This is a genomic window from Leptospira weilii serovar Ranarum str. ICFT, assembly GCF_000332415.1.
Classification (GTDB): domain Bacteria; phylum Spirochaetota; class Leptospiria; order Leptospirales; family Leptospiraceae; genus Leptospira; species Leptospira weilii_A.
The window spans coordinates 56,124-82,900 of sequence record NZ_AOHC02000019.1 but is presented as its reverse complement, the minus strand read 5'-3'; the positions used below and the strand labels follow the sequence as shown (position 1 = coordinate 82,900).

Below are 26,777 nucleotides of genomic sequence, written 5' to 3'. Positions count from 1 at the left end.
ACACCTAGTATTGGATTCTTCGATACAAGATGTCCAAAGTTTTTTTTAGATCTATCTTCAAATCTCTCTCTCTGCAACTTTGATTAAACTCTTGTAAAGGATATTTTCTATCGTCGCACTCGATAGGGCTTTTTCAAGTTCACGGATTCTCTTTTTCGATTCTTTCAATTGATTGATTTCGTCTTCCAATTCCACCCTCACTACCTTACTCATAAGATGATTCTTTCCATACTTTTTTAACCAACCTCGGATTGTCACGGAACCGCAGATTCCATAATACTTCATCGCCTGATTCTGGTTATACTTTCCAGACTCTATTTCCTGAATTACTTTTCTCTTGAACGCTTCACTGTAACGTTTGATCGTTGTCATTTTTCCTTCCTCACTGACAACTTTTTCTAGGACGCTACTGTCCTAACTCCTAAAACCTAACTCCTAAAACCTTGAAACGCGCCTCTAAAAATAAAATTGAACATGTTCAAAAATTTGATTGCCAAAAAGAAATACGATCCTAAAATCCGATTGAGAGATCCCAAAGAGGAAAAAACAAAACCGACTTATATACTGTGAAAAAGAGTATATTCAAAAATCAATATGTTTTAAGCTCACTTTCGGACGGGATTAGGAGGATTTATGGAACCGCAGAATCGAACTTCTAAAACAAAACCAACGATAACCTTGTTTGTATTAGGAGGGTTGCTCCTTTTTTTTATAATCTCGGCTCCCTTTTGGGCTCTGAACGGGGAATACGGAGCGGTCCTTTTTATAACATTTCCGTTTTCGATCGGACTATTGACCGGATTTATTATATCTCTTTATACGAAAGATACGAAACGCGTCCTACCTAAAATTTTTTATGCAATGGCTGCGACCGTAGTAACGGTCGTTATTTCCATTCTCGTGTTTTTAAGTTACGGAAAGGAAGGGGTGATTTGTATCGTAATGGCATTTCCGCTTGTTTACGTTCCGCTTCTCCTCGGCGCTTTATTCGGTTCTTATATTCAAAAAAGAATCTGGTCCAAGTATTTCTTAATATTGATGATCCTTTTATTCAACGTATCCGCGCATGTTTACGATCGTAACGATCAAAAGTTCGAGGAACACGAAGTTGAAACTTGGATCGAAGTAAACTCTTCTAAAAAAGAAGTGTGGGATCGGATTACTTCCCCGTTCGAGTTCGGAGAGGCGGAGAATTTTTTTCTTCGTAACGGAGTATCTTATCCTATATCCATGAGAATCGAGGAGCAAAACGGGAATCGTTTGTTGTATTGTGTTTATACAAACGGAACAACGTCGGCTAACGTGGATTCTTTCTTGGATCGGGAAAAAATCTCATTCACATTTCCGGAACCGCAAGTCACCATGAAAGAAACGTCCTTTTACGGAGAAGTGGAACCGAAACATATCCGGGGTAAGATTTGGGCCGTATTCGGAGAGTTTCGTCTGGTAGAGGTTTCCGAAAATAAAACTAAAGTCGTAGCTACGACAGGATACGTTAACAATCTCGGACCGAAATTCTATTGGGAATTATGGGAAGACTATCTGCTCGACGAAGTCCATCGTCACGTTCTGGTTAAGATCAAAAATCGAGTCGAACAAAGATGAGTTTTGTATCGAGTTGTAGCGGAAAAATTTTTTCTAAAAACCGGGGATTCCGAAAATTTGGGGACCTTCGTCTTTACGGATCCTTACACGATACATTATAGATTTTGCATATAAAAAGCGGATTTGCCGAAGTTTAGGCTACTTTGTCCGTTATGATTCGTTAACGTCGAGAGTGATGGTTTTTACTGATCCCTATAAAATCGAGTACCGTTAATTTTTATCGCAAAACGCTGTTTCAACGCAAAATATTGGGTACTTTATTATATAGTTATGAGCGACGCGATCTCAAAGAAAAAAATAAAACGTTTCGATAAAATCGAAAATCAAAGAAGATTTTTCGATCTTTTTTCGAGAAGTTATCATTTAACCGGCTTTCTCTCGTGTGGATTGGCAAACCGAACGCGAAAACGTTCATTAAAGATTTTGAATCTTTCGGAAGGCGGGATCGTTTGCGATTTGATGTGTGGGAACGGAGACAATATCGGAATTCTAAAAAAGTATTTCCGTTGCGAAAAAATCATCGGTGTGGACGTTTCCGGCGGTATGATTCGGCGCGCACAAGAACGTTTTGGGAAAAAGGATATCGTTTATTTTACGGAAAACGCATTGGCTTCTTCCGTACCTTCGGATTCCTGCGACGCAGTCAGTTGTATTTTCGGATTCAAAACCTTACGACCCGAACAAAGGGATATTTTGATTTCGGAAGTGTACCGAATTTTAAAACCTTCCGGAACCTTCGTCTTTACGGAGTTATCCGAACCGGCCGGATTCGCTCGTTTCTTTTGGAGTTTATATTTCGTGTATTTTCTTCCGCAGATTGGAAAATTGATTTCTTATCCGTTTGTGGGAAAAGAATACTTAGCGAATTCGATTCGTGATTTCGGCGCTATTTTTTCGGACGAGCCGAGTTTTCGTTCCGTATTTCCAAAAGTAAACTTGTTTCGTTGGTATGGCGGAATTGTAACCGGCGCTTTCGGGCAAAAATGTTCTTCGGATAGAAGCGGGAATTTTTCGTAAGAGTTCGATAATTTTCCTTGGAAGACTTCGAGAATTTTTTTATAATATCCGCAGAGTCGATCGTACGGAGTAAGTAACTATGTCATACATGGCGGTGGGTTCCAGACAGATTTTATTTTCGGATTCGATTGCGCCCGTATCGACCGGCTCGTCTCCGAGGGAGATCGTGACCGCTCAGGATAATCAGGCCAAAAGTCCCGATACGCAGGTGGTTCCACCCGGATCTCCTCCCTCTTCGATCGGTAACAATGTAGACGTTTACGTTTAAAGCGGAAGTGTTATGACTCATTTTTTCTTTTCTTTAATTTTAATGTCTCTCGTTGTAGAGTTCGTATTTCCCTTAATTCACCCCGATCTACACGTGGTGGGAGGTTGGGTCAATTCGATCATCGTTGTGGTCGCGTTCGTGACCATCAACACGATCCTAAGACTGATTTTGGTCGTCATGACTCTTGGAATCGGAATCTTGTTCTATTATTTGAGTTTGGGTTTGATCGGTTTGATCATCAACGCTTGGGTGATCTTGATTATCGGAGATTGGTTTCCGGGAACCTTATCGGTCCCCGGTTTTTGGTCCGCGTTTTTGGGAGGAATCCTTTTGGTTCTGGCAAATTACGTCGGCAAGACGGAATCCAAAGAAGGAAAGAAGGAAAAGGCGGATTCATAAAAGTTGATTTTACTTTAACGTGAGTTCGTTTTGTTTTTGGGATGAGGCGTTTAGATTCTTATCGCTCTGAAATAATCTTTGAGAATGGAATCGACTTGTTCGTAAGTACAAAAACCTCTCGTTAGGATTCCACTTTCAAGTCCGTCCGAAAAGATCAAACTCGGAAAGGCGCTTACACCCAAAGAAAAACCGAAGTAAAAATCGTTTCTGGTTTCCGTATCCGTGTTTTCGAATACGGATTGAAATTCTTCGGCGGAGATTCCGAACTTTTCCGAAAGCGTTACAAAAGTCCGAAAAGAAGTCGGATCTTGATTTTCGAAATGAAAAGATTCGGAAAGTGCATTCAAATAATCGAATGCGATTTCCGGATTTATTTTTTGAACGCTGATAACCGCTTTACAGGCGGGAAAAGAATCGTATAGAAAATCATTACCGTCAAGGAGTCCCCATCGAAACGGACGTTTTGTGGCGCTTTCGGCGTCTTTCCATTCGTGTTTTAAGGTCCTTGCCAATTCGGGAGTTAGGAATTCCGCGCTGTTTTCAAAACGTAGGCCGCCTAGGACTAAGGAAAAACGGATTTTACTTTTATAATCTTCTCGGACTTTTTGAAGGATAGGACCGAAACCGTAACACCAGGGACAAAGAGGATCCGCCGCATAAAGGATGGAGTGTCGGGGTTCGATTCCGTTCATTTTTTCCTTTGTTTGTAGGCCCGCAAATTTTTTGGAGATTCCTAACAGTTCTTAGCGATCTCTATAAAATCGAGTTCCGCTTATTTTTATCGCAAAAAATCGCTTTTATGCAAAATATTAGGTACTGATTATATAGTAATGAGTGGTGGGTTCGTGTTTGCAAGGAGATTTCGTTCCGGTTAGTACGTAAAAAAGGCGGGCAAGCCCGCCTTTTCCGATTCTTGTTTAAGAATTTTCAAATTTCATTCGGGTGTTTTATGTAATACACTGATAACCACAGTGTCCCGAAGAGAACCCCCGCATATGCTAAGACCACGGTGACAATGTCAATGACCGGTAGAAGTGTCGCAATCGGAGATATTTTATCAGCCGTCATCCGAGTCGCTTCTCCCAAAATCAAAAACAAACCTCCTAAGCCGATCAGGTGATATCTACCCATCGCTTCTTTTGTCACCCGGGCAAAACGGGCAAAAACAGGAACTGCCAACAACGCAAGCGCAAAGATCGTGATTGCATTCATGGTGAACCCTCCTTATTTCATCTAGTTAGACTCGGGGAGTTTTCCGTTTCATTCAGAAAGTGGAATTTATTTTTTAGTTTCAACGGATTATATAATGCTCGTTCAACTAAAGCCTAACGATTTCGGTTTAAAAAATTTTATGATAAAGACGTATGACGTTCTCCGTCCTCTTTCAAACAAACAAGATAAAGAAGAATTTTGGTTTCGTTCCACTTCTCTTTTACGCAACACGTCCAATTTAAATTGTTCTAATGAAGTAATACCTTCTATGAATTGGAAAATTCCTCAATTGCTAATAATATATCTTCTATTAAAACGACGACATCACGCGGCATAAATCGTTTCTTTTAATATTTGTTCTTTGATACGCGGTTTAATTCGTTCTTTACTGACAGGATCCATTTTCTTTGAAAACATATCTTCCAATAAAATCTTTAAGATATATTCAAATAATACCATATATTGGTACATGTCTGTCACGTTTTTAAATTGCAGATCACCTGGCCTAATCAACGATCATAAAGATGTATAACGTTATTTGCGATTGATGACGAGAAACGTAACGTCGTCGAACTTGGAACGACCGCAGTACTCGATACAATCGGGGATGATGTATGCGGCCGTTTCTTGCGCGGTTAGGCGGCTTTTGCGAATGGAAAGAGAGATCAAATCTTCGTTGTAACGTTAGGTTTTATCTTCGGAAAAATGTTCCGAAATTCCGTCCGTATAAAACGCGAGACGATCGCCGGTTTTGAAAGGAACGGAATTCTCCTCGAAAAAAAGGTCCGGAAGGACTCCGATCAATTTTCCTTCGGTTTCGAGAGGAATCAAAGGAAAACGGTTTGGCGTTTTGTCGAGAATTCCAAGAGTTTTGATCATTTTGTTATCCGTCATAACTAGCGGAAATAGAGGGATCGTGAAGGGTTTGGGAACTGAAAATACGAAAAGAAAAATACGAACCGTCTAATATTGAATACGAAAAGAAACTTTGGGAATTTTTTTCGGTCTTATCTACGTCATGGAAAATCAAATTTCTCGTTTTCTTATTTTTCTTTCCGTATTCACCCTTATCATCGGATTGGGTTACACTTATACGGGTTTACGATTGATTCCGAATTTGAGTTCGCAGAGTTGGATTTCCTGGCTCGGGTGGACGTTGATTTTAGTGTTCACGTTGAGCATTCCGATCAGTTATTACATCAGCCTGACTTCCGAACACGAAGGAATTCAAACCGTGTTTTCGTATCTTGCGTTTACGGGGCTCGGATTTTTTACGATCTTATTCAGTCTTGTTTTGTTGAAGGACGTAACGACCGTTTCCTTTTACGGACTCACAAAATTATTTCCGAACTCGGTTTCAACCGAAAACGAAACGGGGGAACTCATACAAAGAAAGGAATTTTTAAACCGACTACTGAGTATTTCCGTGCTTGGATTTGCGGGAGGACTGACCGGAATCGGATTTTACCAAGCTCATAAAAAACTAAAAGTGATCTCCGTGAACGTGATCGAAAACGATCTGCATACTTCTTTGGACGGGTTTAAGATCGTTCAAATTTCGGACATCCATATCGGGCCTACGATCAAAAAACGTTTTTTAGAAACGATCGTAAAAACGGTGAACGAACTCGAACCCGATTTGGTGGCGATCACGGGAGATTTGGTAGACGGACCCGTAAGTAAACTCGGACGTCATATCACGCCGCTCGCCGATCTTAAATCCAAACACGGAACTTTTTTTGTGACCGGAAATCACGAATATTATTCGGGTGCGCTTTCTTGGATTCGAGAATTGGAGAAACACGGAATTCAAGTATTGTTAAACGAAAACAGAATTTTGGAACACGGAAGGGCCAAACTGACTCTCGCCGGAGTAACCGATCTCAAAGCGGGAACGATCCTCGCGGAACATAAAACGGATCCTTATCGGGCGATGAAGGGAGGAGAAACGTCGGATTACAAAATCCTACTCGCGCATCAACCGAACAGTGTCTTTGAAGGGGCCGATGCGGGATTCAATCTTCAGTTGTCCGGACATACGCACGGGGGACAATACTTTCCGGGAAATCTGCTCATCTATCTCGCTCAGAAATTCGTAGCGGGACTTCACAAACATAAGGACACTTGGATTTATGTGAGCCGAGGAACCGGATATTGGGGACCGCCGATCCGACTCGGGGCGCCTTCCGAAATCAGCGTGATTCGATTGAGGAAAAATTCTTAAAATCCGAACCTTTTGAAACCGAAACCGACTTCCGATATATAAAGAAAGGACTTGAAATGGAGGGCGGCGATGGTCCTTTTCGGATCCAATCCAAAGATAATTTTCACGTTAGGAATCATTCTTCTTTCTTTTGCCTTAACGGATTGTGGCAAAAAAAACAAAGGGACTGCAAAAAAGGAAAACACTTCGAGTTCGAAAAAAAAGAACGATCTTGATTTGGAGCCCGAGTTGAAGGAAAGAAAGTTCTTTCAAGAAGACGCGCTCGGCCAGCCCAAAAAATACGCGGAACCGGAAGATTCGAATCACGAAATCGACCGGCCGCACAAACAAGAAACCAAATCCTCTGCGTCTTATCTCGGGTCTTCACCCGGATGTAAGGACGGAAATTGTAAAAACGGACAAGGTATTTATGTATATGATACCGGAGAAGTGTATTCGGGAAGTTTTAAAAATGATAAGCGACATGGAACCGGAAACATACACTACCGAGACGGAGATAAATATTCCGGGTACTTTCAAAACGATAAAAAAGTGGGAACGGGAACGTATCGGTTTGCAAACGGCGCCGTATTCAGCGGAAGATTCTACGACGACGGAGAAAGCGCGGAAGGTTACTTAAACGTCGGGAAAAAAAGAAAGGAATGTTCCATCATCCGGAACAAACTGAGCTGCCACGGATAAAACGTTCGGGCGGTGCGGCCTATTTTTACATTTCGCAGAACCGGGCGGTCGATCGACGGATTACCTCTCAAAGCGAATGGAAACGAAAGAGGTCGATCTCAACCTCGGCTTGATCCACCGCTGAAACGGTCCGTGTTCATCCCAACTGGTCTTGTAATTCCAGGGTTATCGACGGATCGTTTTTTTGCAGGACGTAATTTCTGAATTCCTTCGGAGGTTTGCCCGCAAATTTCAAACAAGCTCTTCTAAAAGAAGAAGGGGAATTGAAACCGCTCGCAAGAGCCACTTCTAAAAGGTTAATGTCCGGCCTTTGTTGAATCATACGTTCTGCTTCTCCCAATCTGTGAAAACTTAAGAAGTCGGTAAAACTGAGATCCTTGTAATTGTTCAGATAGTAGGAAGCTTGGTGAAGGGAAAGGCCGATATAAGCTGAAAAATCGGACAAACGAATCTCTTCATCCAAGAATTCGCGATCCTCGATGAATTTTTGAATTCGATCTTCGATACGGGCAATGTCCAGGCGCTCCACAAGATTTTTAGGATTGGTTTGGAGCATTTGCCCTTTTAGATCTTCCGATTTCACTTCCATCAGTTCGCTGGAAAAACCCACCTTCCAAAAATCCGGGTGATTGTATTCCAATATGAAAAAATATATTACGAAAAATCCGGTAAAGGAAAACGCAAGTACCATCAAACTCGGCGCGTCGATCCACATTCCGATCGTATGCAAAATCAAAGCCCCGCTTAACGTAAAATTTTGAAACGGATAATTGAAATAAATCCTCTTCATCTTATTTTTCATAATATAAGAGAAAGTTAAAATTCCCGCCGATAGTTGTAAGATAAAAAGGACGACTTTTCCGAAGTAAACCATAGAAATCACGTTCTCTAATATTAAGGAAACGAGAAAAATAATCGGAAAGGAAAGGAAACTGTAGAGGCTAAGACGCAAAGGATTTCTCAAGACTCCGAAAAGGTGCAGTACGTAGAATGTGGAGATAAGGGAAGCGCAAACCGCAAATCCGTAATAATAGGAGAAAAATAACTGTCTTTCGAGATCTAAGCCGCCGTTCGGATCGGACGTCATCAGTGTGAAAGCCTTTCCATGTCCGATAATTAAAAAACAAAGGCTCATCAAAAAAATCCCTCGGACAAAATTGAGCCGATCTTTTTTTGCCTTATAAAAACCTTTGTAAAAGCCGGAAAGTCCGGTCAAAAAACTAATTACGACGCTCGCGGAATAAATAAATTCGAGATATCGGTTTAAACCGTCCTTCGCGAAAGTCATATTATAAGTGAAAAAATTCAGATCCGGAAAAAAATCCATTACACTCACTCCTGCTTTCCCTTTGTTTTCTTTAAGCCTAAAATAATTCAGGTTTTTGGAAAGCTATCTCTTAAGCTACAGTCGATTCAAAAATAAAGATTTAATTTTTAAGAGACAAAAAACGATGGAACCAAACAAATCAATTTGTCTCTTAGAATTTGGAAATCAAAAGAATCGTTCTTTAAAACGTTACTTCGGACAAAGGCAAAAGTCTTTGCAGGATATAAAATGAAATAAATAGAAAATTGAAATTCATCAGATCCCAAATGTCTAAATCAAAACGGAAAGGAATAGACGGTGAATTTTTATGTCAAATTTTGTTAAACGAATTGAATTCATATTAGAAAAGGTTAAATTCTTTTGAATTTATAATTATTCTAAATAATTATAAAAGTAGAGTTTTTGCGTTGCTCGAAATCCAAAGATCGAAAACGAAAGTTTTTTAGAGGTTGTGTGTTTCCCTAAATGTAAACGGTTAAATTGGATAAGGATAAACCCTGTGAAGATTTGGGTTAAGTCAGAGTTGTTGAAAATTTGGTAGTTGCGATTAACAAAACTGCTTCGATCGTCCATTTCAATGAAACAGAAACAAATGGAGAATTAATTTTTCAACAATTCTATTTTATTACGTTCAATACTTAGAGTTTGTCCGCCAATCGTCCGATTTTATCGGAATGGCCGCAAATCTCTGCGATTGTTTTAAGTTTTGGGACAGCAGGCTCTTATTTTTGTTCGGGTACATTGCCCATTGCTTGTTTTGCATCCACCATCTTCATCATTCGATCGATGATGTCGTTCACGTTGACCCCGAACTTTTCGAAGATATGATTTTTTGCAAGTTCGTAACGAAGAATATCGATGTTCAATTGAATCTTAGTCTGGGCCACTTGCAATTCGGATTGAATCACGTTATCCAATGCGTTTTTTACCGCAACCGCGGTGAATCTTCCCTGACGAAAACGCTCGGATAAACCTCTGTAGAATTTGTTGGCTTCTTCTCTTCTTTTTTTAGCGCCTTCGAAAATATCTTTTCCGGATAAGATCGCCGCATAACGGTTTTCTAATTCTTCTTTGATGGAAAGTTTCAGCTCCGCTTCTTTTTTTTCCAAATTTTGCACTTCCAACTTTGCGTTTCGGATATCCGTTTTGATACCTTTGTCCCAAAGAGGATACGAAAATTGAAACGCAGCATAAGCTTCCGGATATTTAAAGGAGGCAATTCCTCGATTTGTGTCCGTGACGTTTTGCTGAGGAGAAACGATATTCTGTCCCCTTGTGGAATACGCGCCCGAAAGTTTCAAAGAAGGCATATCTTCCGCTTCTTTGATTCTTAAATTGATTTCCGCGATTTCTCTTTGTTTGCGAAGATTTTTTAGATCGGTTCTGTGTTCGAGTGCGTAGATATAATCCTTTTCCACATCGAAGTCCGTCGGAACGGTTTCTTGAAGATCGGTAACTCCTTCGATTTTAGAAGAGGGATCGGCGTTCAAAATCCGAATCAGATTTCTTTCGGCCTCTTTCCGGGAAACCTTTGCCTTTTCCAAATTCCCTGCGGTTTGAGAAAGAATGGAGTTCCAAAGATTGACTTCAAATCCTTCGGAAAGTCCTAAATTTCGTTTTCTTGCGGTCAAATCTCGGATGTTTCTCGTGTTGGATTCCAGATCCTGTAAGGTTTTTACGTTCGAATCGTAGATGTTCAAACTCCAATATTGAACCAAGGTCTGAACCACGAGTTGGGAAAGAACGTAAATCAATTCATCCCTTTTGATCACTGTATTCTGTCTTAAAATGGCTTCCTTATCTTTCTGGGTTTTTCCGAAACTGTACTTTAAAATTTCCTGGCTGAGAGTGATCGTCAAAGCGCTCGTATATTGAGGAGGAATTGCGAGCGACGCTAAGTTGGAAGGAGTTGTGGCCGAATTTTCAAAGGCGCTCGTATCAAAACGAGTGGTGCTCGCTTCGAATTTTGCATACGTTCCGGTTTTAAAATTTTTCTCGATCCCGACGCTGAGTTTATCTTGGCTTTGTTTGGTTCCCAAAAAGATGTTGTTTCTGTTGTTGGGAAGAGTCGTTTTGAAGACTAAAATTCCTCCGACAAGATTCCAAGTGAACTGAGATTCGTTTTTGAGTTCGCCCGCGTCCGCTTTTACGTATTCCATTTTTGCGTTTTGGATCGTAATATTCTTTTCAAGAACGTAATTGACCGCATCTTTCAAAGTTAAACGAAGTAATTTTTTGGAATCGCCGAGATTGACTTCGGAGGATTTTTTTTCTTCTTCCAAAACGACGGTTTTGTCGGGTAGGATGTCCTCACCGAAAGTAGGCAAAGTCGACGTAAAAAGAACGATACCGAAAAGAAGATTCCCGAATTTTGACCTTTCCTTTTTGTAATCCATGTAAGTGCCTACTGAATGGACATGGTTGAATGTAGGAAGTTTTTTAGAAATCGAAAAATGGATTTTATGAGTCTAAAAGAGAACAATTCAATGCAATTCAGTCATCGTAATCCGAACCGACTCTCAAAAGAGAAAAGTCCTTATCTCCAACAACACGCCTACAATCCGGTGGATTGGTTCCCATGGGGTGAGGAGGCCTTAACCAAGGCAAAAGACCATGACAAACTCATTTTCTTATCCATCGGTTATGCAACTTGTCACTGGTGTCACGTTATGGAAAGGGAATCCTTTGAGAATCAAAGGATCGCGGATTATCTCAACGTTCATTTTATATCGATCAAAGTGGATCGGGAAGAAAGACCGGACATAGATCGGATTTATATGGATGCGTTACACGCTATGGATCAACAGGGCGGCTGGCCGCTCAATATCTTTTTGACTCCGGACGGGAAACCGATCACAGGAGGAACGTATTTTCCGCCGGAACCCAAATACGGTAGAAAAAGCTTTTTAGAAGTTTTGAATGTAATTCAGAAGGTTTGGAATGAAAAACGTACGGAATTGATCGCCGCTTCCTCCGAACTTTCCCAATATTTAAAAAATTCCGGCGAGGGCCGGGCCGGCGAAAAGCAGGAAGCGGATTTTCCTCCGGAGAATTGTTTTGATTCCGGATTTTCTCTCTACGAAAGTTATTATGACGTTCCGTTCGGGGGTTTTAAGACGAATCACGTCAATAAATTTCCTCCGAGTATGGGGTTGTCTTTTTTACTCCGATACCACCGTTCTTCCGGAAATCCAAGGGCTTTGGAGATGGTGGAAAACACACTTCTCGCGATGAAACAAGGAGGAATTTACGATCAGGTCGGCGGAGGGCTTTGCCGTTATTCCACGGATCATCGTTGGTTGGTTCCTCATTTTGAAAAGATGCTCTATGATAATTCTCTTTTTTTGGAAACTCTTGTGGAATGTTTTTTGGTTTCTAAAAAAATTCCCGCCGAGTCCTTTGCCCTCGACGTCGTTTCGTATCTGCATCGGGACATGAGAATTGCCGGCGGAGGAATTTGCAGCGCGGAAGACGCCGATTCCGAAGGGGAAGAAGGTCTTTTTTATATCTGGGATCTAAAAGAGTTTCGAGAAGTTTGTGCGGAAGATTCTCCCCTTTTGGAAAAATTTTGGAACGTGACGGAAGAGGGCAACTTCGAAGGGAAAAATATTCTGCATGAAAACAATCGAAACGATAGTATCCGACTTTCGGAAGAGGAACGAAAACGGATCGACGAAACTCTCGTAAGAGGCCGAGCCAATCTTTTGGAAAGAAGAAGTAAAAGAATCCGTCCCCTCCGAGACGATAAGATTTTGACTTCCTGGAACGGGCTTTATATCAAAGCGCTCGTAAAAGCCGGTACCGCGTTTCAAAGGGAGGATTTTTTGAATCTCGCGGAAGAAACGTATTCTTTTATCGAAAAGAATCTGATCGATCCGAACGGTAGGATTTTACGTAGATTTAGAGATAATGAATCCGGAATATTAGGATATTCGAATGATTACGCGGAGATGATCGCGTGTTCCATTTCCTTGTTCGAAGCGGGGAGGGGAGTTCGTTTTCTCAAAAACGCGGTTCTTTGGATGGAAGAGGCGATTCGTTTGTTTCGTTCTCCCGCGGGTGTTTTTTTTGATACCGGAAGCGACGGGGAGGTCCTTTTACGGAGGAGCGTGGACGGTTACGACGGTGTGGAACCTTCCGCGAACAGTTCTCTCGCTTTTTCTTCGGTGAAGTTATCCGCGCTTGGCGTGAATGCGGATCGATATCGTGAAATTGCCGAATCGATCTTTTTGTATTTTACAAAAGAATTATCTACGAATGCCCTCGGTTATCCGTATCTGCTTTCGGCGTATTGGGCTTACAAACATCATTCCCAAGAAATCGTTTTGATTCGTAAGAATGTCGACGCGGGTAAGGATCTTTTGGCTTGGATTCAATCCAAGTTTTTACCGAACTCGGTCCTCGCCGTTTTGAACGAGGATGAGTTGGAAGAAGCGAGAAAAATTTCCACGTTGTTCGATTTACGGGACAGCGGTGGAAATGCGCTCGTTTACGTTTGCGAGAATTTTTCCTGTCAACTTCCGGCGAGTAACGTGGCGGAACTCGAGAAACGGATCCTATGATTCGGATTATTTTTCGAGCCGGAGTTTCAGATTGTTCAGGCTATCGTCCATGTTCCGGATGATTTTCCGTTGTTGATCGAAACAGACGTTGACGATAAAACTGATCACGGTCATCGGAAAAGACATCTTGTCGGACATGCCGATCAGAACCTTCGTCTGCTTCTCGTTCACGGCTTGAGTCGTCAGATAGGAATCGAAACTGGCTTCGAACGGCTTTTTAAAACGGATTTGAGTTTCGAGTCGTTCTCCGTCTACGACGTTTGTGATTTCCTGTTCCGCGGTTCCCACTTCCGGATTTTCGCTTTCCCAAGAGGAAATGAATCCTACGTTTCCGTCCGTTCCTTTGAATTCTTTTTTCATTTGCGGATCTTTTTTGGACCAAGCGTTCCACTGTTCGTGGTTTTTCAAAAATTTAAGTTCGGCAAAAACGATTTTCCGAGGCTGATTGATGACCACTTCTCTTTCCAGTCGAAATTCTTTCGGAACAAAGATCGCAAGAATTCCGATCCATGCGACAATCCCGCCTAAAATGTATGATAAAATCTTCATATTCTTTTCCCCTAATTTTCCTCACGATCGCGAAGCGATCCCCTAACTCCTAATTTTCCTTACGATCGCGAAGCGATCCCCCTAATCTCCTAATTTTCCTTACGATCGCGAAGCGATCCCCCTAATCCCTAGTTCCTAACCCCTAACCCCTTGAAACGCACACGTCACAGTTTCCGCATCCCGTAAATTTCGCGTCGAAGTATTCGTACACGAATTCTCTTCTGCATTTTTCCGACTTCAAATAAAGGAGCATTTGATACAAACGTTTCAGACCGGTTTTCTTTTTTCGTTCCAAAAGTTCGGAGGAACGAAGAGCGTCCGGCAAAGGCGATTGCAACTTCAGGGAATTTTTTTCCAATTCTCCGGAAGTAACTCCGTGTCTTTCAAACAAATTGAGAACGGTTTGAAGTCTATGATCTCCCCGGTTTTTATGAACGATCCTGGATTGTAACTCGTCGTATTCGATCGAAGATAATTTTTCTCCGAGTTGTTCCATCGTCCGATACACACGAGCGATAAAAACCGCGTCCGGATTTTGCCATTCTATAAAATCCATCAACACGGTGAGATCGTCCTCGTTGTAAAACACATGACAATCGGATGCGGCTCCGTCCCTTCCCGCTCTTCCGATTTCCTGATAATAACCTTCCAAGGAAGAAGGAAGTTCCGCGTGAATGATCGTTCGTATATTCGGTTTATCGACTCCCATTCCGAAGGCGTTCGTAGCGAGCAGGATCGTATCCTCCGATTTTAAGAATTGATTTTGAACCTTCTTTCTTTGATCCGGGGACAAACGTCCGTGATAAATTCGATGCGGAATTTTTTGAACGTCCAACTTCTCGCCGAACTTTTCCAGGCTCTGAATCAGATTGAAGTAAACGATCGTGTTTTTCTTTTGTTCTTTCAAAAGTTCCAGAATCGCGTCCGACTTGGAAGGTTCGTCTACGAAGGTTCGAACGTCCAAAAAAAGATTCGGTCTACAGATTCCTTCGTTGTAAATTTCGATCTCCGATTCCTGCAAACCCATTTGAAGAACGATGTCTTTTTGAATTTCCGGGGTCGCGGTTGCGGTTAACGCGATCGTTGCCGGTTTGCCTAAAATTTCCCGAAACTCCGAGATCTTGGTATAATCCGGCCGGAAGTCGTGACCCCACTGACTGATACAATGGGCTTCGTCGATCGCAAGAAGGGAAGTTTTTCTATTTTGGAGAGAATCGATAAATTCTTTTTTACGAAATCGTTCCGGAGAAACATACACGATTTTGTACTTCCCTTGTTTCAGATTTTCGTAACTGCGAAGCCGATCCTGTTTGGAAAGGGAAGAGTTGATATAACCCGCGTCGATTCCTAGGTTTTTCAGTTTTACGACCTGATCTTGCATGAGTGCGATCAAAGGAGAAATGACAACGGTCAAACCGTCCAGAGCGAGAGCGGGCAGTTGATAACAAATCGACTTTCCCATTCCGGTCGGCATGACAACCAGACAATTCTTTCCGGCAAGAACGTCGGAAATGATTCTCTCTTGAGAAGTTCGAAAAGAGGAAATTCCGAAAAGAGTTTTGAGTCGACTCAGAGAAGACATTACGATTAGAATTTACTTTGGATCTTTGAGAGCAAGAGAAAATGTAATTACTTGCCACGACGTAGAATTTTTGGGATGTTCGTATTTCGGGACCGGAGAGAAATCGTTTGTCGATCACACATATCACAAGTTTATCGCTCGACGACATAGCCGCAGAACTCTCTCGCAACATTCTTGAAGAAAGAAAAAAATTTCCGTTACACGCGCCCGTGATCGTGGTTCCGAGCGTGAACATGAAACTCTGGTTGAATCTGAATCTAGCGAAGATATCCGGACTTTCCGCAAACCTTCGATTTCTTTATCTCGAAAAAGCTCTCGAAGAATACTTTCACCTCAGAGCGGATTTGGACTACGATCCGTTTCAACGCGCCTTCCCGAGCCAAGAGGCGACTCAAAAAAAAATTCTTACCTTTCTGATCGAAAATACAAACGCGGAAGAAACAAAATTCTTACGCTCCTACTTAGGCGGTATTTCCCGCGCCTTTTCCTTGAGTGCAAAGTTGACCGAACTTTATAAAGATTACGAATTGAATCGCTCCTCTTGGATCCGGAGTTGGGCGCAGGAAAAGGGAATCGACGTTCCGACGATTTCCCGTCGACCGACCCCGTTCCCCAAAGAGGACGAGTATTATCGTTTTCAAAAGGAATTGTATCAAAAAGTTTTTTTGAATTCCAAAGAACCGAACACACTCGTTCAGTTTTTCCTGAAAGAAACGCAGAAGGATAAAAAACATTCTCCTCGTAGTTTTCCTTCTTTGCATCTTTTTTGTTTGTCCAATCTCGCCGACACGTATCTCGGAATTTTGGAATCTCTTTCCGAAAAGGACAAACTTCCGATCTATCTCTATCAATTTTATACGGGTGTCGTTCCAAAGACGAATAACGTGGAAGGCCCTCAAAGATGGTCCAATCCGCAGATTCATATCGCGTCGAGAATGGCCGCCGCGGTTGTTTCCAAAAATCTGGAAAGTTCCCGTACCTACCCGAAAAAACTCGCGGCTCTTAGGAATATCCTCAAGGGTGACCAAAGCGCGTCTAACGCGGACGAACTTGCACAGGACGTTTCGGTTCGGTTTTGGAACGCCCCGTCCGTCTTTCGGGAAATGGAATCGGTCGCAAACGATATTCTTTATAAGATGAACCGGGATGATCAATCGACTTATCCGGATTTTGCGATTCTCGTTACGGATATGAAGGTTTATCGTCCCGCCGTCGAATGGGTGTTTGACGGAGGAATTCTTTTACAAACTCGAGAGGACGCAGATCCTATCCGAAAAAAAATTCCTTATTCTTTGACGGATATCAAGGCCAACGAAACCTCTTGGCTCTATCGAGGTTTGATGAACTTCTGGGAAATTTGTTCCCGGAATTCCATCGATAAAAACGACCTGCTTAAACTTCTAAAAAATCCGCTTTTGCAAAAAAAAATTCGGATTCGTTCCCTGTCGGATCTGGAAAATCTGATCGAAACGTCCGGCGTTTGGTACGAAGAAACCGGAAGGGAAAAAGATATATTCCAAATTTCTAATGGACTCAAAAGAATCCGTCTTTCCTCGATTTTATCCGAGGAAACCGCATGGACAAAATATAAAATCGCTCGGGTCCCGCTTTCATCGGACGCGAGTTCCTCCGATCTTACCGATTTTTGGGAGACCGTTCTCAAAGCGAAAAACGACATTGTTTCTTTTTTCGAGGGCAAAACGATCCGTTGGTCTTCCGATTATCTCAGGGTCGTTCGAACTTCTCTGGAAGAACTTTTTGAATTTTCGGATGAATACGAACAGGAAGGAAAACTCTTTCAAGTTTGGCTGGAATCTCTTTTCGAATGGGAAGGAATTCGATTGCAGAATCGGGAAGAAGGAATCGCGCTTTTGAAATTCATTACGGAACAAATTTTCGATCGAATTCCGTATCGAAAAGGCGCGGGAGGAGTTACGATCTCTCTTTTGCAACCCATGCGGCCGATTCCTTTCAAACACATCTACGTTTTAGGATTGGGAGAAGGAAAATTTCCCGGCTCAAACGATCGTTCCCGACTCAACTTAAGAAACGACTTCCGGGAAGAATGGGATATTTCCCGGAGAGAAATCCAAGAATCCATTTTATGGGAAACGATTCACTCCGCAAAAGAATCCATTACGTTCGGTTACGTCGGGGAAAATCTTCAGGAAGATAAAACCTTCGAACCCTGTTCTCATCTTTTCGAAATTATGGAATCCTTGCATGTCAAGGAGGCGATCAAACTTCCGTTACATTCGTATAGTATGAAATACGAACATACTCCGCAAGAGTTGGAACAAGGTCTTGTGAGTTACGATTTTGCGAGAGTTTGGGTCAACGGAAATCGGAAAAACCATTCGATCCTCGGTCGTTTTCAAAATCCGAACGAACTTTCGAAAATTATCTCGGCGCCTCCCCAATCCGGGATCGACGTTAGGGAACTCTCTCAATTTTTAAGCGATCCGTTGGACACATATCTCAAAAGAAAACTCGGAATGTATCTCGACGAGGAGGAACCCGGAGAAAACGATAAGGAACCCTTCGATTTGGACGCGATCGCGGAAACATTCATATTAAAAAAAATGCATGCTTTGATGATCCCGGATTTGGTCTCCAAGGAAGTTTGGAACTGGAACCGGGAAAAAATTTCCGAAACACTTTCTCCGATTTTGGAAATGGAAAAGTCTTCCGCGAAATTTCCCGGATCCGTATTCGGAAAAATTCAAGAAGCCGATCTCGTTCGATATCTCGTAACGACGAGCGAACTTCTCCGCGAATGGAAACCGCTGTTTCAAGGAGGAAAGTATTATCCGTATTTAAGTTTGGGAGACACGGGTTTACCGGATTTGATCTGCAAAAAAATGCCGGAACTCAAGGTTCCTTTGGAATCGGGTCGCTTTTCCATCAAAGGTGAATGGGAACACGTCATCGAAAAGGACGGGAACCTATATTGGTTGTTTTCGAAAAGTTTGGAGGAAAAACCCGAAGACGACTATTTCGGTTACAAGGATTATTGGAAGGTGATGAGTTTTCCTTTTTTAACCGGAGTCGCCTTCGCTTCCGCGAACGAGAATTTTAAAATTTATTCCTTTAAAGCCCGTCCTTCCGAAGATTCCAAAAAGAAAAACACACTTCCACTCGAATATCAAATCGAAAGCGCTTCGATCGGTATCGAATACCTTGCAAAAATTCTAATGGACTATCTGAAAGAAGAACCCGTCTTTTTTCCTCGAAGGGCCTTTCTCAGTTACTACGTAAAAAACATCCGAGCCGGTAAAAACAAAACGCCGGACGACGTTTCGAAGTTCCAGGATGAAACCGCGTGGATCCGTTTTCTCAAGGAAGAATTGAGCGGGGTCAAGGACGGATTGCCTTCTTTGGTAAAACTTTATCCTAAAACTCCGGACTTGATTCTACAATCCAGGATCGAGTGGGCCAAAAACTTCTACAAACCCCTTTTGGATTGGAAGAAGGATCTGTGAACGTTAGTCGTCCTTATAAACTGAAATCCGGTTTTATCGAAGCGTCCGCGGGAACCGGAAAAACATACACGATCATGGAAATCGTGGGAGACTTGATCTTGGAACACAGGATTCCTTTGGCTCGGATTTTGATTCTTACATACACCGAAAAGGCCGCGGGCGAACTCAAAGAACGACTTCGAAAAAAACTGATCGCTTCCGATCTTACCAAAGAAGCGAGGGAACTCGATCAGGTTACGATTTCAACCATACACGGTTTTTGTAATATGATTTTGCAGGAATATCCGGTGGAAACGGAAACTCCGGCCGACTGGATTCTTACCGATTCCAAAGAAAGACTGAACGCGGCCTTGTATCGACTTCAACACGAGGAATGGGATTCTTGGGCGGCCCCGGAAGAACTGGAAACGTTTCTTTCCACATCCGAATATATATCAAAAAAAGAGAATATTCTTGTCGCGGGTTCCAAACTTTTGAGCGGAAAAAAATATCCATATTCCAACGAAACCACTCCCATGAGCGCCGAAACGTTTATTCAAAAAACTGCATTAATCGCGGCGGAGGCGGTCGCGCAAGAATTTAAGAATTCCGAATGGATGAGTTACGATCAGATGATTTTAAAAACGAGGGATTCTCTTGAGAACCCTCGTTTTCGTAAGGTTCTTCAAAGCAGATACAGAATCGGAATCTTGGACGAGTTTCAGGATACGGACGGCGTTCAGTACGAAATTTTTAAACGGCTTTTTTTGGAGCCGAACGGCGAAGAGGAATCAAGAGCCCTTTATCTCATCGGAGATCCGAAACAATCGATCTACGGATTTAGAGGAGCGGATATCGGGACCTATCTCCAAGCTAAGGAAGAATTAAAAAAACAAAAGGCCGAAGAAATTTCGTTGAACGTCAATTATAGATCCGTTCCCGAATTGATCCGCGCTTACAACGAAATATTCGGAGGTAAAACGGGGGAACAAAGTTTTTTTCCGATCGTAGAACGGGGTTTCGAGTCGAGTCCGATCGAATACTCGGAGGTTTCCGCTCCCGAAAAAGACGTGAAGATTTTGTTAAGCGACAAACACAAACAAGGCCCGGTTCAAATCGTACGTTTTTCCGGAAGGGACGTTTGGAAAACGGACGAGGCAAAAAACGCCTGGGCGCAATTCATTGCGGAGGAAATCTTAAAACTTACGAACGACACCGATCCGTTTTCGTATCAAGTCCTCGAAGAGCGCGAAGGCGTTCGGCGTTTTGTCGAAAAGAAATTGAATTTTAGGGAAATCGCGATTCTCGTAAAAAGTAAGGCCGAAGGAAAACTCGCGGAACAATCCTTAAAACTCAGGGGAATCCCTTGTTCGTTTTATAAACAGGAAGGGATCTATCAATCTCCGGAATCGTATCAGATTTCCAATATATTCGAATGTCTTTTAGATCCGAACAAACCCTCCTCTTATCGAAAACTTTTATTGGGAGATCTTTTTCAGATTCATCCGAACCGCCTGCCCGCGTTCGACGAACATTCGATCGACTCTTACGAAAAAACGATCTTGGATCGATGGAAAACCCTCGCGATCGATTGCAAATTCGCCGAGTTGTTCCGTTCCGTCGAGGAAGACAGCAGGATTTTTCTAACCGAAGACGAAACGGACATCGAATGGGAAAGAAAAAGAACGAATTACAGACAGATCTTTCGTAGATTGTTGCAGTTCCAAATCGCCAACCAAGCCGACTTGGAAGAAATATTAGAAGAATTGAAACTACTTCAGACTAACTCCAAAAACGAGTCGGAACTTCCCTTATTCGAAAAGGAAACGGAAAAAGACGCGGTTCAAATTCTCACGTTACACGCGTCCAAGGGTTTGGAATGGCCCGTAGTTTTTTTGTTCCATCTTTCCGGCAATTTCGTTCCGGAGATTTACGACTATCCGTTTACGGAAAAAGACGGGAAAAGATCCTGGAAGTTGAATCTTTGGGACGACGAAGAGGAAAAGAAAATTAGTAAAGAAGAATATTCTTATCAATCTTTGAACGAAAACAAGAGGCTTTTGTACGTAGGAATCACCCGTCCCAAGGTCAGGCTTTATCTTCCTTTTTACGTTCCTACGGACCACAAAAAAACAAGAGATTCCGCATATTATAAAATTCTTTATCCGCGGCTTTATAAAATTCTCGAAAACGAACCGGACCCGAATTTGTTTCACTCCTTCGTTTGGACTCCCGTTCCTTTCGATCAAACCGATCCGGATGCGCGAAATGTAAAACGAGATCGGGAAGTTCGCCTAACGCCTTTACTTCATAACGAGTCCGAGATTTCCAAAACGATTCGTTTGTACAGTTATTCTTCTTTGAAAACGAGGGGGAACGTTTCTTTTTCCGCTTTGGAGGAACAAAAACCGTTCCCATCGGAAGAAGAAAACTCGGAGATTGAGGACTTAGAAACGGAGATCGAAGACGTTCTTCCCTCGTCCGCCGCTACGGGTTCTTTTTTACACGCGCTTTTGGAAGAGTTGGACTTTTCTTTTTTTAAAACGAAAACGCCGCAGGAGGTTTTGGCGAACGGGAAAGTTCTTTCCAGAATGGATTTTCATTTGGACCGCTTTCGACTTTCTAAAATCAATTCCGTCTTTGAAAGAGAAACGGTTCGAAAAAGAGCCGGAGAAATCCTCTGGAATTCCTTAAACGCAAGTATTCCTTTGGAGGACGGGAGTTCGTTCAGTCTTGCGGATCTTCCCAAAGAAAATAGAATTTCGGAGATGGACTTTCATTTGAATTTGGATACGACTGATAACGGTCCCGGAAGTTTTTTAAGAGGTTCCATCGATTTGGTTTTTCAGATCGAGGACAAGTTTTATCTTGCGGATTACAAATCCAATCTGCTCGAAGATTATTCGCCGCTTTCGTTAAAACGAAACGTGGAAAATACCGAGAGCCGGTACGATCTTCAAAGGGATATTTACGCGATGATACTTTACGAATATCTAATGAATTTGTTCGATCCTAAGGAAGCCCTCCGAAAAATCGGAGGAGTGTATTACTTTTTTCTAAGGGGGATGAAACGCGGGGACAATTCCGGAATTTATTCGGACTTTCATTGGAGTTTGCAGAGAATGGAATCGATCCGCAAAACCGTTCAAGAACTGACCGAATTTAAGCGGGAGAAAGACCTTTGACGGAAGAAACGTTTTCCCGTTTTATCGAAAAACTTAGGATCGACATTTTGGATCTGGAAGAGTCCTTATCCGGAAAAAAAGGTTCTAAAAAAATTTCCGAGGAGGACTCGGGTTATTTATTAGAAATTTTGAATTCGATTTGGAACTCGATGGAGGAGGGGAGTTTATGCGTTCCCGTAAAAAAGGAATGGAAAAACGTCCTAAAAACGAAACCGGCCGGTTTGATCGTGGATAAATTCGAAAACGGGGAATGGGTTTATTTCGAAAAAACACATCGATCCAAAACCGATTTGGAAAGTCTTCTTAAAGAGAGGATTCAAAACGAGGTTCCGCCTAACGTAGATTTGCGTCGAGCCGAGGAAATTCTGAAAAACCTGGAATCGAAAAGTTTTCCTCTGAAAAAAGCGCAGACAAAAGCGATCCTTTCCTGTCTCAATTCCTCCTTTCAGATCGTCAGCGGAGGTCCAGGAACCGGAAAAACGACCGTCGTGGCGTTTTTATTAGAAATCTTGAATGAACTGGGACAACTTCCTTCTCCCGAGGAAATCGCGCTCGTCGCCCCGACCGGAAGGGCCGCGCAGAGACTTACGGAATCGATTCAGGAAAATCTAAAAAGAATTTCCGAAACACAGGAAACTCGGTTTTTACGAGGACAAACCATCCACGGACTTCTTTCCTACAAACCGTCGTTAGGCGGATTTTATTACAACCGGGAAAGATATCTTCCGCATCGATTGATCGTAGTGGACGAGGTTTCTATGGTGGATTTGAATCTGATGCTTTCCTTATGGAACGCGATCCCTCGTAATCCCAAAAAAAACGAAAACGAGGTTCCGTTTCGATTGATACTGATCGGAGATCCGCATCAACTTCCGTCGGTGGAAAAGGGCGCGGTGTTAAGCGACTTTCTATCCGTACTCGAAATGAAAAAGGCGAACGTAGTATCCAGACTCGACGAGAGTAATCGGCAGAAGCGGAACGCGAAAGGAAACGTTTCCAAGATCGTGGTTCTCGCCGAAGAGATCCTCGGATATTCTCCGGAAAATCTAAATCTAGGAACTAAGATCGACGATTCTTTTTCCAGAACGACTACCATCGCAGAAAATTCGGAATATGAAAGCGAAGTGGTATGGTTGCAAAATCCTGCAAGTACGAAGTCGGATTATTGTTCCAGGGACGAGGTGATCGAAAAACTTTGGAGGGAGATTTTTTATCCTCAGATTTCCAGAATCGGAACTTGGAAGATTCGGGATTCCTACGATTGGAACGAGCCGGGGTTCGTTCGAAAATTTCAAGAAGAACTGAAACGATTTCGTTGTCTTACGATTTTTAGAAGCGGTTACTGGGGTGTGGAATCGATTCAAAAAAAAATCATGAACCTGGCCGCGCAGGATTTCTTCCGTAAAAAAGATCAAGGCGCGAACTTTTATGTCAAAAGACTTTCCAAAGGTCTCTACTTTACGGGACTTCCGATTTTAATCTTACAAAACGACAAAAGCAGAAAACTTTTTAACGGAGACATCGGAATCGTTTTAAGAACGGAATCCACCGGAGAACTTAGGGCCGTTTTTCCGATCGAAGGGAAATTGTTTCCGTTCGCGTTAGACACGCTTCCCGAACACGAACCGGCGTTTGTGATGAGCGTCCATAAAAGTCAAGGATCGGAATATGATACGATTTTAATGTACATTCCCGATCATACTTCCGCGCAAGAAGACGAAAGATCCGGAAGATTACTCAACCGTCAGATTCTTTATACCGGAATCACGAGAGCCAGAAATCAAGTGATCCTCGCGGGTCACCCGCAGACATGGGAAATCGGAATCGCCAATTCTCACAAACGGGACACCGGTTTTAGAATTTAGCGAAAATCGGTTACAAATCCACTTTCAAAAAATGAAATAATGCTGTACGAAAAAAAGCATTGAGTCATTCTACCCAATCGATTCTACGAAATTAAAACGTAAGGAAATACATGAAACCGAAAACGAAGTCATCCATTGTTTCCGTAAACAATCTTTCTAAATTTTACTCGAACGGTTTTCAAGCGTTGAAAAACGTTTCTCTGGAAATTCAGGACGGAGAGATCATCGCTCTCCTCGGTCCCAACGGCGCGGGCAAAACGACTTTGATCTCCGTCATTTGTGGGATCGTAAATCCGAGCGAAGGTTCGGTGAATGTTTCCGGAAAGGACATTCTCAAAGACTATCGTTTTACGAGATCCCTGATCGGACTCGTGCCGCAGGAACTGAGTGTACACGCGTTCGAATCCGTATGGACGACCGTGAGTTTTACCAGAGGTTTGTACGGGAAAGCGCCTAACGCCGATTATATCGAAAAACTTTTAAAGTCTCTTTCGCTTTGGGATAAAAAAGATCAGATGATTCTCACACTTTCGGGCGGAATGAAACGTCGTGTTTTGATCGCAAAAGCGCTTTCCCACGAACCTCGGATTCTCTTTTTGGACGAACCGACCGCGGGGGTCGACGTCGAACTCAGAAAGGATATGTGGAACATCGTTCGTAATCTTAGGGAAAACGGAGTGACCATCATTCTTACCACTCACTACATCGAGGAAGCCGAGGAAATTGCGGATCGAATCGGCGTGATGAACAAAGGTGAATTGATCCTCGTGGAGGATAAAAAGGAACTCATGCAGAAACTCGGTAAAAAACGATTGTTGATCGATCTGAATCAAACGCTGAAAAAAATTCCGGCGACCTTAAAAACGAAAGGACTCGAGATCGTAGGCAACGGGAAACAACTTCTATATACGTACGATTCTCACGGGAAACAAACCGGAATCTCGTCGCTTCTACAGGATCTCAAAAAGGCCAAAATCGAATTCAAAGATTTGAATACGAATCAAAGCTCTTTGGAAGAAATATTCGTTCAATTGGTATCACAATGAATCTACACGCGATCAAATCCATTTATATCTTCGAAATGTCCAGAACTTGGAGAACTCTTTTTCAGAGTATCGCTTCTCCCGTCATTTCCACTTCCTTATACTTCGTCGTATTCGGTTCGGCGATCGGTTCCAGAATTCAAGAAGTGGACGGGGTCGGTTACGGTTCCTTTATCGTTCCGGGTCTCATCATGTTGTCCTTGTTGACGGAAAGTATCGCCAACTCTTCCTTTGGAATTTATTTTCCTAAGTTTACGGGAACGATTTATGAAATTCTGGCGGCGCCGATTTCTATGATCGAAATCGTGATCGGTTTTGTGGGTGCGGCTGCGACCAAATCGGTGATCCTCGGAACGATTATGCTCGCCACCGCTTCCTTGTTCGTTCCCGTAAAAATCGCACATCCGTTTGTGATGGTTCTATTCCTCGTTTTAACTTCGATTTCTTTCAGTTTGTTCGGATTTATCATCGGGATCTGGGCCGAAAGTTTCGAGAAGTTGCAGATCATACCCTTGCTCATCATCACTCCTCTCGTTTTTTTGGGCGGAAGTTTTTATTCTGCGAACATGCTTCCTCCTTTTTGGCAAAAGGTGACGCTTTTTAATCCGGTTCTTTATTTAGTGAGCGGATTTCGTTGGAGTTTTTACGAGATAGCGGACGTAAGCGTGGGAGTGAGCCTTTCCATGGTTTTTGTGTTTCTCACGATCTGTCTAAGTTTGGTTTGGTTGATTTTCAAAACGGGATACAAAATTAAAAAATAAATTTTGAATATTCAAAAACATTAAACTAATTACCGATCGGAGAATCGTTTCTAAAGTCGTTTTAAAAGGAAGGAAAAACGTCGAATATGAAATCGAATCATACACGATTTGAAGGTAAAAAAGTATTTATCTCCGGAGGTTCCGCCGGAATCGGTAAGGGACTTGCCGTCCTGTTCGCAAAACAGGGCGCGAGTGTGGTCGTTTCGGCGAGAAACAAAAAAACGTTGGAAACGACCGTCGCCGAATTACGCGGGATCGGCTCCCAAAACGCGATTTTCGATTTTGCGGTCGCGGACGTATCCGAAGCCGAACAAACCGAAAAGGCCGCAAAAAAAGCCCTCGGAGTTTTAGGAGGACTGGATCTACTCATCTGTAACAGCGGTTATGCGAAAGTCGGAAGGGTCGGGGATCTGAACGAGTCGGACTTTCGTCGGCTGATGGACGTGAATTTTTTCGGACACGTCAATTTGATCTTGGCTTTTCGGGATCATTTCGTCCGACAAGGTTCCGGAGATATCGTACTTGTTTCTTCCATGCTCGCGACGTTTTCCATTTACGGTTACGGAGCTTATTCCGCGAGTAAGTTTGCGATTATCGGTTTTGCACAAGCGTTACGCCAGGAAATGATGATTCATGGAGTTCGAGTGAAAGTTTTTCTTCCTCCGACCACGGATACGCCCGGATTAAAAAAAGAAAATCTGGATAAACCCGAGCTCGTAAAAGAAATCGAAATGGGTTCGGCGATCAACGCGGTTCATTCCGTTGAAAAGGTTGTGAACGCATTTATGAATTGGTTGCCTAAAAAGAAATTTTTAGGATATGCGACCTGGGATTCCCGGCTTCAGTATTTTTTAGCGAGACATTTTCCGGAATGGATCTTGTGGATTGCGGACTCGGAATTGAAATCCGCTCGAAAAAGATTGGAACGAAAAGCGAAACGCGCGCTTTTTTGAAGAAACGCGGAAAATTTTATATATTAGAAAATCATACTTTTTGCGAGTACTGACCCGATTTGCGGGGACTCCGACGTTTTATA

At 42.6% G+C, this 26,777-nt stretch carries 20 protein-coding genes and 1 pseudogene; 13 read left to right on the top strand and 8 right to left on the bottom strand.

Going from position 1 to position 26,777, the window contains the following annotated elements:
* Window positions 1-57: 57 nt before the first annotated feature.
* Entirely contained in the window at window positions 58-372 is a 315-nt protein-coding gene (locus LEP1GSC060_RS05570) for a transposase (protein WP_002997606.1), read from the bottom strand.
* Between the two features lie 261 nt (window positions 373-633).
* On the opposite strand from LEP1GSC060_RS05570, the gene LEP1GSC060_RS05565 reads away from it, so the two are divergent.
* The 4 genes from LEP1GSC060_RS05565 (at window position 634) to LEP1GSC060_RS05550 (ending at window position 3,289) form a co-directional block, all read left to right on the top strand.
* Window positions 634-1,605: a hypothetical protein gene (locus LEP1GSC060_RS05565; RefSeq protein ID WP_002997634.1), complete on the top strand. Its 972-nt coding sequence runs from the start codon at window positions 634-636 to the stop codon at window positions 1,603-1,605.
* 270 nt (window positions 1,606-1,875) lie between these two features.
* Window positions 1,876-2,622: a class I SAM-dependent methyltransferase gene (locus LEP1GSC060_RS05560; protein ID WP_002997759.1), complete on the top strand. Its 747-nt coding sequence runs from the start codon at window positions 1,876-1,878 to the stop codon at window positions 2,620-2,622.
* Window positions 2,623-2,701: 79 nt separating this feature from the next.
* Window positions 2,702-2,890 (top strand): hypothetical protein, encoded by a 189-nt coding sequence (locus LEP1GSC060_RS05555; RefSeq protein ID WP_002997599.1) that lies wholly within the window; start codon window positions 2,702-2,704, stop codon window positions 2,888-2,890.
* Between the two features lie 12 nt (window positions 2,891-2,902).
* Complete coding sequence (locus tag LEP1GSC060_RS05550; RefSeq protein WP_002997762.1) at window positions 2,903-3,289, top strand: phage holin family protein; 387 nt, start codon at window positions 2,903-2,905, stop codon at window positions 3,287-3,289.
* 50 nt (window positions 3,290-3,339) lie between these two features.
* On the opposite strand, the gene LEP1GSC060_RS05545 is transcribed toward LEP1GSC060_RS05550, so the two are convergent.
* The 3 genes and pseudogenes from LEP1GSC060_RS05545 to LEP1GSC060_RS19270 form a co-directional block, all read right to left on the bottom strand.
* The gene (locus tag LEP1GSC060_RS05545) at window positions 3,340-3,981 is read right to left on the bottom strand and encodes a DsbA family protein (RefSeq protein ID WP_002997728.1); all 642 of its coding nucleotides are present in this window, start codon (window positions 3,979-3,981) and stop codon (window positions 3,340-3,342) included.
* A 235-nt stretch (window positions 3,982-4,216) separates the two neighbouring features.
* Window positions 4,217-4,501 (bottom strand): LIC10816 family protein, encoded by a 285-nt coding sequence (locus LEP1GSC060_RS05540; RefSeq protein ID WP_000991776.1) that lies wholly within the window; start codon window positions 4,499-4,501, stop codon window positions 4,217-4,219.
* Between the two features lie 534 nt (window positions 4,502-5,035).
* Window positions 5,036-5,332, bottom strand: a pseudogene (locus LEP1GSC060_RS19270) (PP2C family protein-serine/threonine phosphatase); the annotation flags it as partial.
* A gap of 187 nt (window positions 5,333-5,519) precedes the next feature.
* Between LEP1GSC060_RS19270 and LEP1GSC060_RS05525 the strand changes: the two are divergent.
* Complete coding sequence (locus LEP1GSC060_RS05525) at window positions 5,520-6,725, top strand: metallophosphoesterase (protein ID WP_036095461.1); 1,206 nt, start codon at window positions 5,520-5,522, stop codon at window positions 6,723-6,725.
* A gap of 69 nt (window positions 6,726-6,794) precedes the next feature.
* A complete protein-coding gene (locus LEP1GSC060_RS05520; protein ID WP_002997619.1) occupies window positions 6,795-7,406 on the top strand; it encodes an MORN repeat-containing protein in 612 nt (203 codons plus the stop codon).
* Window positions 7,407-7,542: 136 nt separating this feature from the next.
* On the opposite strand, the gene LEP1GSC060_RS05515 is transcribed toward LEP1GSC060_RS05520, so the two are convergent.
* Both LEP1GSC060_RS05515 and LEP1GSC060_RS05510 read right to left on the bottom strand, forming a co-directional pair.
* Window positions 7,543-8,733, bottom strand: a complete 1,191-nt coding sequence (locus LEP1GSC060_RS05515; RefSeq protein ID WP_002997745.1) for an AraC family transcriptional regulator — start codon at window positions 8,731-8,733, stop codon at window positions 7,543-7,545.
* Window positions 8,734-9,455: 722 nt separating this feature from the next.
* Window positions 9,456-11,129, bottom strand: coding sequence for a TolC family protein (locus LEP1GSC060_RS05510; RefSeq protein WP_002997589.1), 1,674 nt, complete (start codon window positions 11,127-11,129; stop codon window positions 9,456-9,458).
* Window positions 11,130-11,150: 21 nt separating this feature from the next.
* On the opposite strand from LEP1GSC060_RS05510, the gene LEP1GSC060_RS05505 reads away from it, so the two are divergent.
* The gene (locus LEP1GSC060_RS05505) at window positions 11,151-13,295 is read left to right on the top strand and encodes a thioredoxin domain-containing protein (RefSeq protein ID WP_080634513.1); all 2,145 of its coding nucleotides are present in this window, start codon (window positions 11,151-11,153) and stop codon (window positions 13,293-13,295) included.
* A gap of 6 nt (window positions 13,296-13,301) precedes the next feature.
* Here the strand turns inward: LEP1GSC060_RS05505 and LEP1GSC060_RS05500 are convergent, their stop codons facing one another.
* The gene (locus LEP1GSC060_RS05500) at window positions 13,302-13,844 is read right to left on the bottom strand and encodes an SRPBCC family protein (protein WP_002997616.1); all 543 of its coding nucleotides are present in this window, start codon (window positions 13,842-13,844) and stop codon (window positions 13,302-13,304) included.
* Between the two features lie 142 nt (window positions 13,845-13,986).
* On the bottom strand, window positions 13,987-15,426 hold the full coding sequence (locus tag LEP1GSC060_RS05495) for a RecQ family ATP-dependent DNA helicase (RefSeq protein WP_002997795.1): 1,440 nt from the start codon (window positions 15,424-15,426) through the stop codon (window positions 13,987-13,989).
* Window positions 15,427-15,533: 107 nt separating this feature from the next.
* Here LEP1GSC060_RS05495 and LEP1GSC060_RS05490 point away from each other — a divergent pair, with 107 nt between their 5' ends.
* The 6 genes from LEP1GSC060_RS05490 to LEP1GSC060_RS05465 all read left to right on the top strand — a co-directional run bounded on the left by LEP1GSC060_RS05490 (window position 15,534) and on the right by LEP1GSC060_RS05465 (window position 26,694).
* Complete coding sequence (locus LEP1GSC060_RS05490; RefSeq protein WP_002997601.1) at window positions 15,534-18,908, top strand: exodeoxyribonuclease V subunit gamma; 3,375 nt, start codon at window positions 15,534-15,536, stop codon at window positions 18,906-18,908.
* On the top strand, window positions 18,905-22,072 hold the full coding sequence (locus tag LEP1GSC060_RS05485) for a UvrD-helicase domain-containing protein (RefSeq protein WP_002997593.1): 3,168 nt from the start codon (window positions 18,905-18,907) through the stop codon (window positions 22,070-22,072). The genes LEP1GSC060_RS05490 and LEP1GSC060_RS05485 overlap by 4 nt, the downstream gene beginning before the upstream one ends.
* A complete protein-coding gene (gene recD, locus LEP1GSC060_RS05480) occupies window positions 22,069-23,937 on the top strand; it encodes an exodeoxyribonuclease V subunit alpha (protein WP_002997793.1) in 1,869 nt (622 codons plus the stop codon). Before LEP1GSC060_RS05485 ends, recD begins: the two co-directional genes overlap by 4 nt.
* Window positions 23,938-24,047: 110 nt before the next feature.
* A complete protein-coding gene (locus LEP1GSC060_RS05475) occupies window positions 24,048-24,983 on the top strand; it encodes an ABC transporter ATP-binding protein (RefSeq protein WP_002997690.1) in 936 nt (311 codons plus the stop codon).
* A complete protein-coding gene (locus tag LEP1GSC060_RS05470) occupies window positions 24,980-25,741 on the top strand; it encodes an ABC transporter permease (RefSeq protein WP_002997676.1) in 762 nt (253 codons plus the stop codon). Before LEP1GSC060_RS05475 ends, LEP1GSC060_RS05470 begins: the two co-directional genes overlap by 4 nt.
* Window positions 25,742-25,827: 86 nt before the next feature.
* Complete coding sequence (locus LEP1GSC060_RS05465; protein ID WP_002997681.1) at window positions 25,828-26,694, top strand: SDR family NAD(P)-dependent oxidoreductase; 867 nt, start codon at window positions 25,828-25,830, stop codon at window positions 26,692-26,694.
* The last annotated feature ends 83 nt before the right edge of the window (window positions 26,695-26,777 follow it).

What these genes read in the sequence shown, in the direction of transcription:
- LEP1GSC060_RS05570 (WP_002997606.1), bottom strand. Translation starts at nt 372, where the DNA reads ATGACAACGATCAAACGTTACAGTGAAGCGTTCAAGAGAAAAGTAATT.
- LEP1GSC060_RS05565 (WP_002997634.1), top strand. Translation starts at nt 634, where the DNA reads ATGGAACCGCAGAATCGAACTTCTAAAACAAAACCAACGATAACCTTG.
- LEP1GSC060_RS05560 (WP_002997759.1), top strand. Translation starts at nt 1,876, where the DNA reads ATGAGCGACGCGATCTCAAAGAAAAAAATAAAACGTTTCGATAAAATC.
- LEP1GSC060_RS05555 (WP_002997599.1), top strand. Translation starts at nt 2,702, where the DNA reads ATGTCATACATGGCGGTGGGTTCCAGACAGATTTTATTTTCGGATTCG.
- LEP1GSC060_RS05550 (WP_002997762.1), top strand. Translation starts at nt 2,903, where the DNA reads ATGACTCATTTTTTCTTTTCTTTAATTTTAATGTCTCTCGTTGTAGAG.
- LEP1GSC060_RS05545 (WP_002997728.1), bottom strand. Translation starts at nt 3,981, where the DNA reads ATGAACGGAATCGAACCCCGACACTCCATCCTTTATGCGGCGGATCCT.
- LEP1GSC060_RS05540 (WP_000991776.1), bottom strand. Translation starts at nt 4,501, where the DNA reads ATGAATGCAATCACGATCTTTGCGCTTGCGTTGTTGGCAGTTCCTGTT.
- LEP1GSC060_RS05525 (WP_036095461.1), top strand. Translation starts at nt 5,520, where the DNA reads ATGGAAAATCAAATTTCTCGTTTTCTTATTTTTCTTTCCGTATTCACC.
- LEP1GSC060_RS05520 (WP_002997619.1), top strand. Translation starts at nt 6,795, where the DNA reads ATGGTCCTTTTCGGATCCAATCCAAAGATAATTTTCACGTTAGGAATC.
- LEP1GSC060_RS05515 (WP_002997745.1), bottom strand. Translation starts at nt 8,733, where the DNA reads ATGGATTTTTTTCCGGATCTGAATTTTTTCACTTATAATATGACTTTC.
- LEP1GSC060_RS05510 (WP_002997589.1), bottom strand. Translation starts at nt 11,129, where the DNA reads ATGGATTACAAAAAGGAAAGGTCAAAATTCGGGAATCTTCTTTTCGGT.
- LEP1GSC060_RS05505 (WP_080634513.1), top strand. Translation starts at nt 11,151, where the DNA reads ATGGTTGAATGTAGGAAGTTTTTTAGAAATCGAAAAATGGATTTTATG.
- LEP1GSC060_RS05500 (WP_002997616.1), bottom strand. Translation starts at nt 13,844, where the DNA reads ATGAAGATTTTATCATACATTTTAGGCGGGATTGTCGCATGGATCGGA.
- LEP1GSC060_RS05495 (WP_002997795.1), bottom strand. Translation starts at nt 15,426, where the DNA reads ATGTCTTCTCTGAGTCGACTCAAAACTCTTTTCGGAATTTCCTCTTTT.
- LEP1GSC060_RS05475 (WP_002997690.1), top strand. Translation starts at nt 24,048, where the DNA reads ATGAAACCGAAAACGAAGTCATCCATTGTTTCCGTAAACAATCTTTCT.
- LEP1GSC060_RS05470 (WP_002997676.1), top strand. Translation starts at nt 24,980, where the DNA reads ATGAATCTACACGCGATCAAATCCATTTATATCTTCGAAATGTCCAGA.
- LEP1GSC060_RS05465 (WP_002997681.1), top strand. Translation starts at nt 25,828, where the DNA reads ATGAAATCGAATCATACACGATTTGAAGGTAAAAAAGTATTTATCTCC.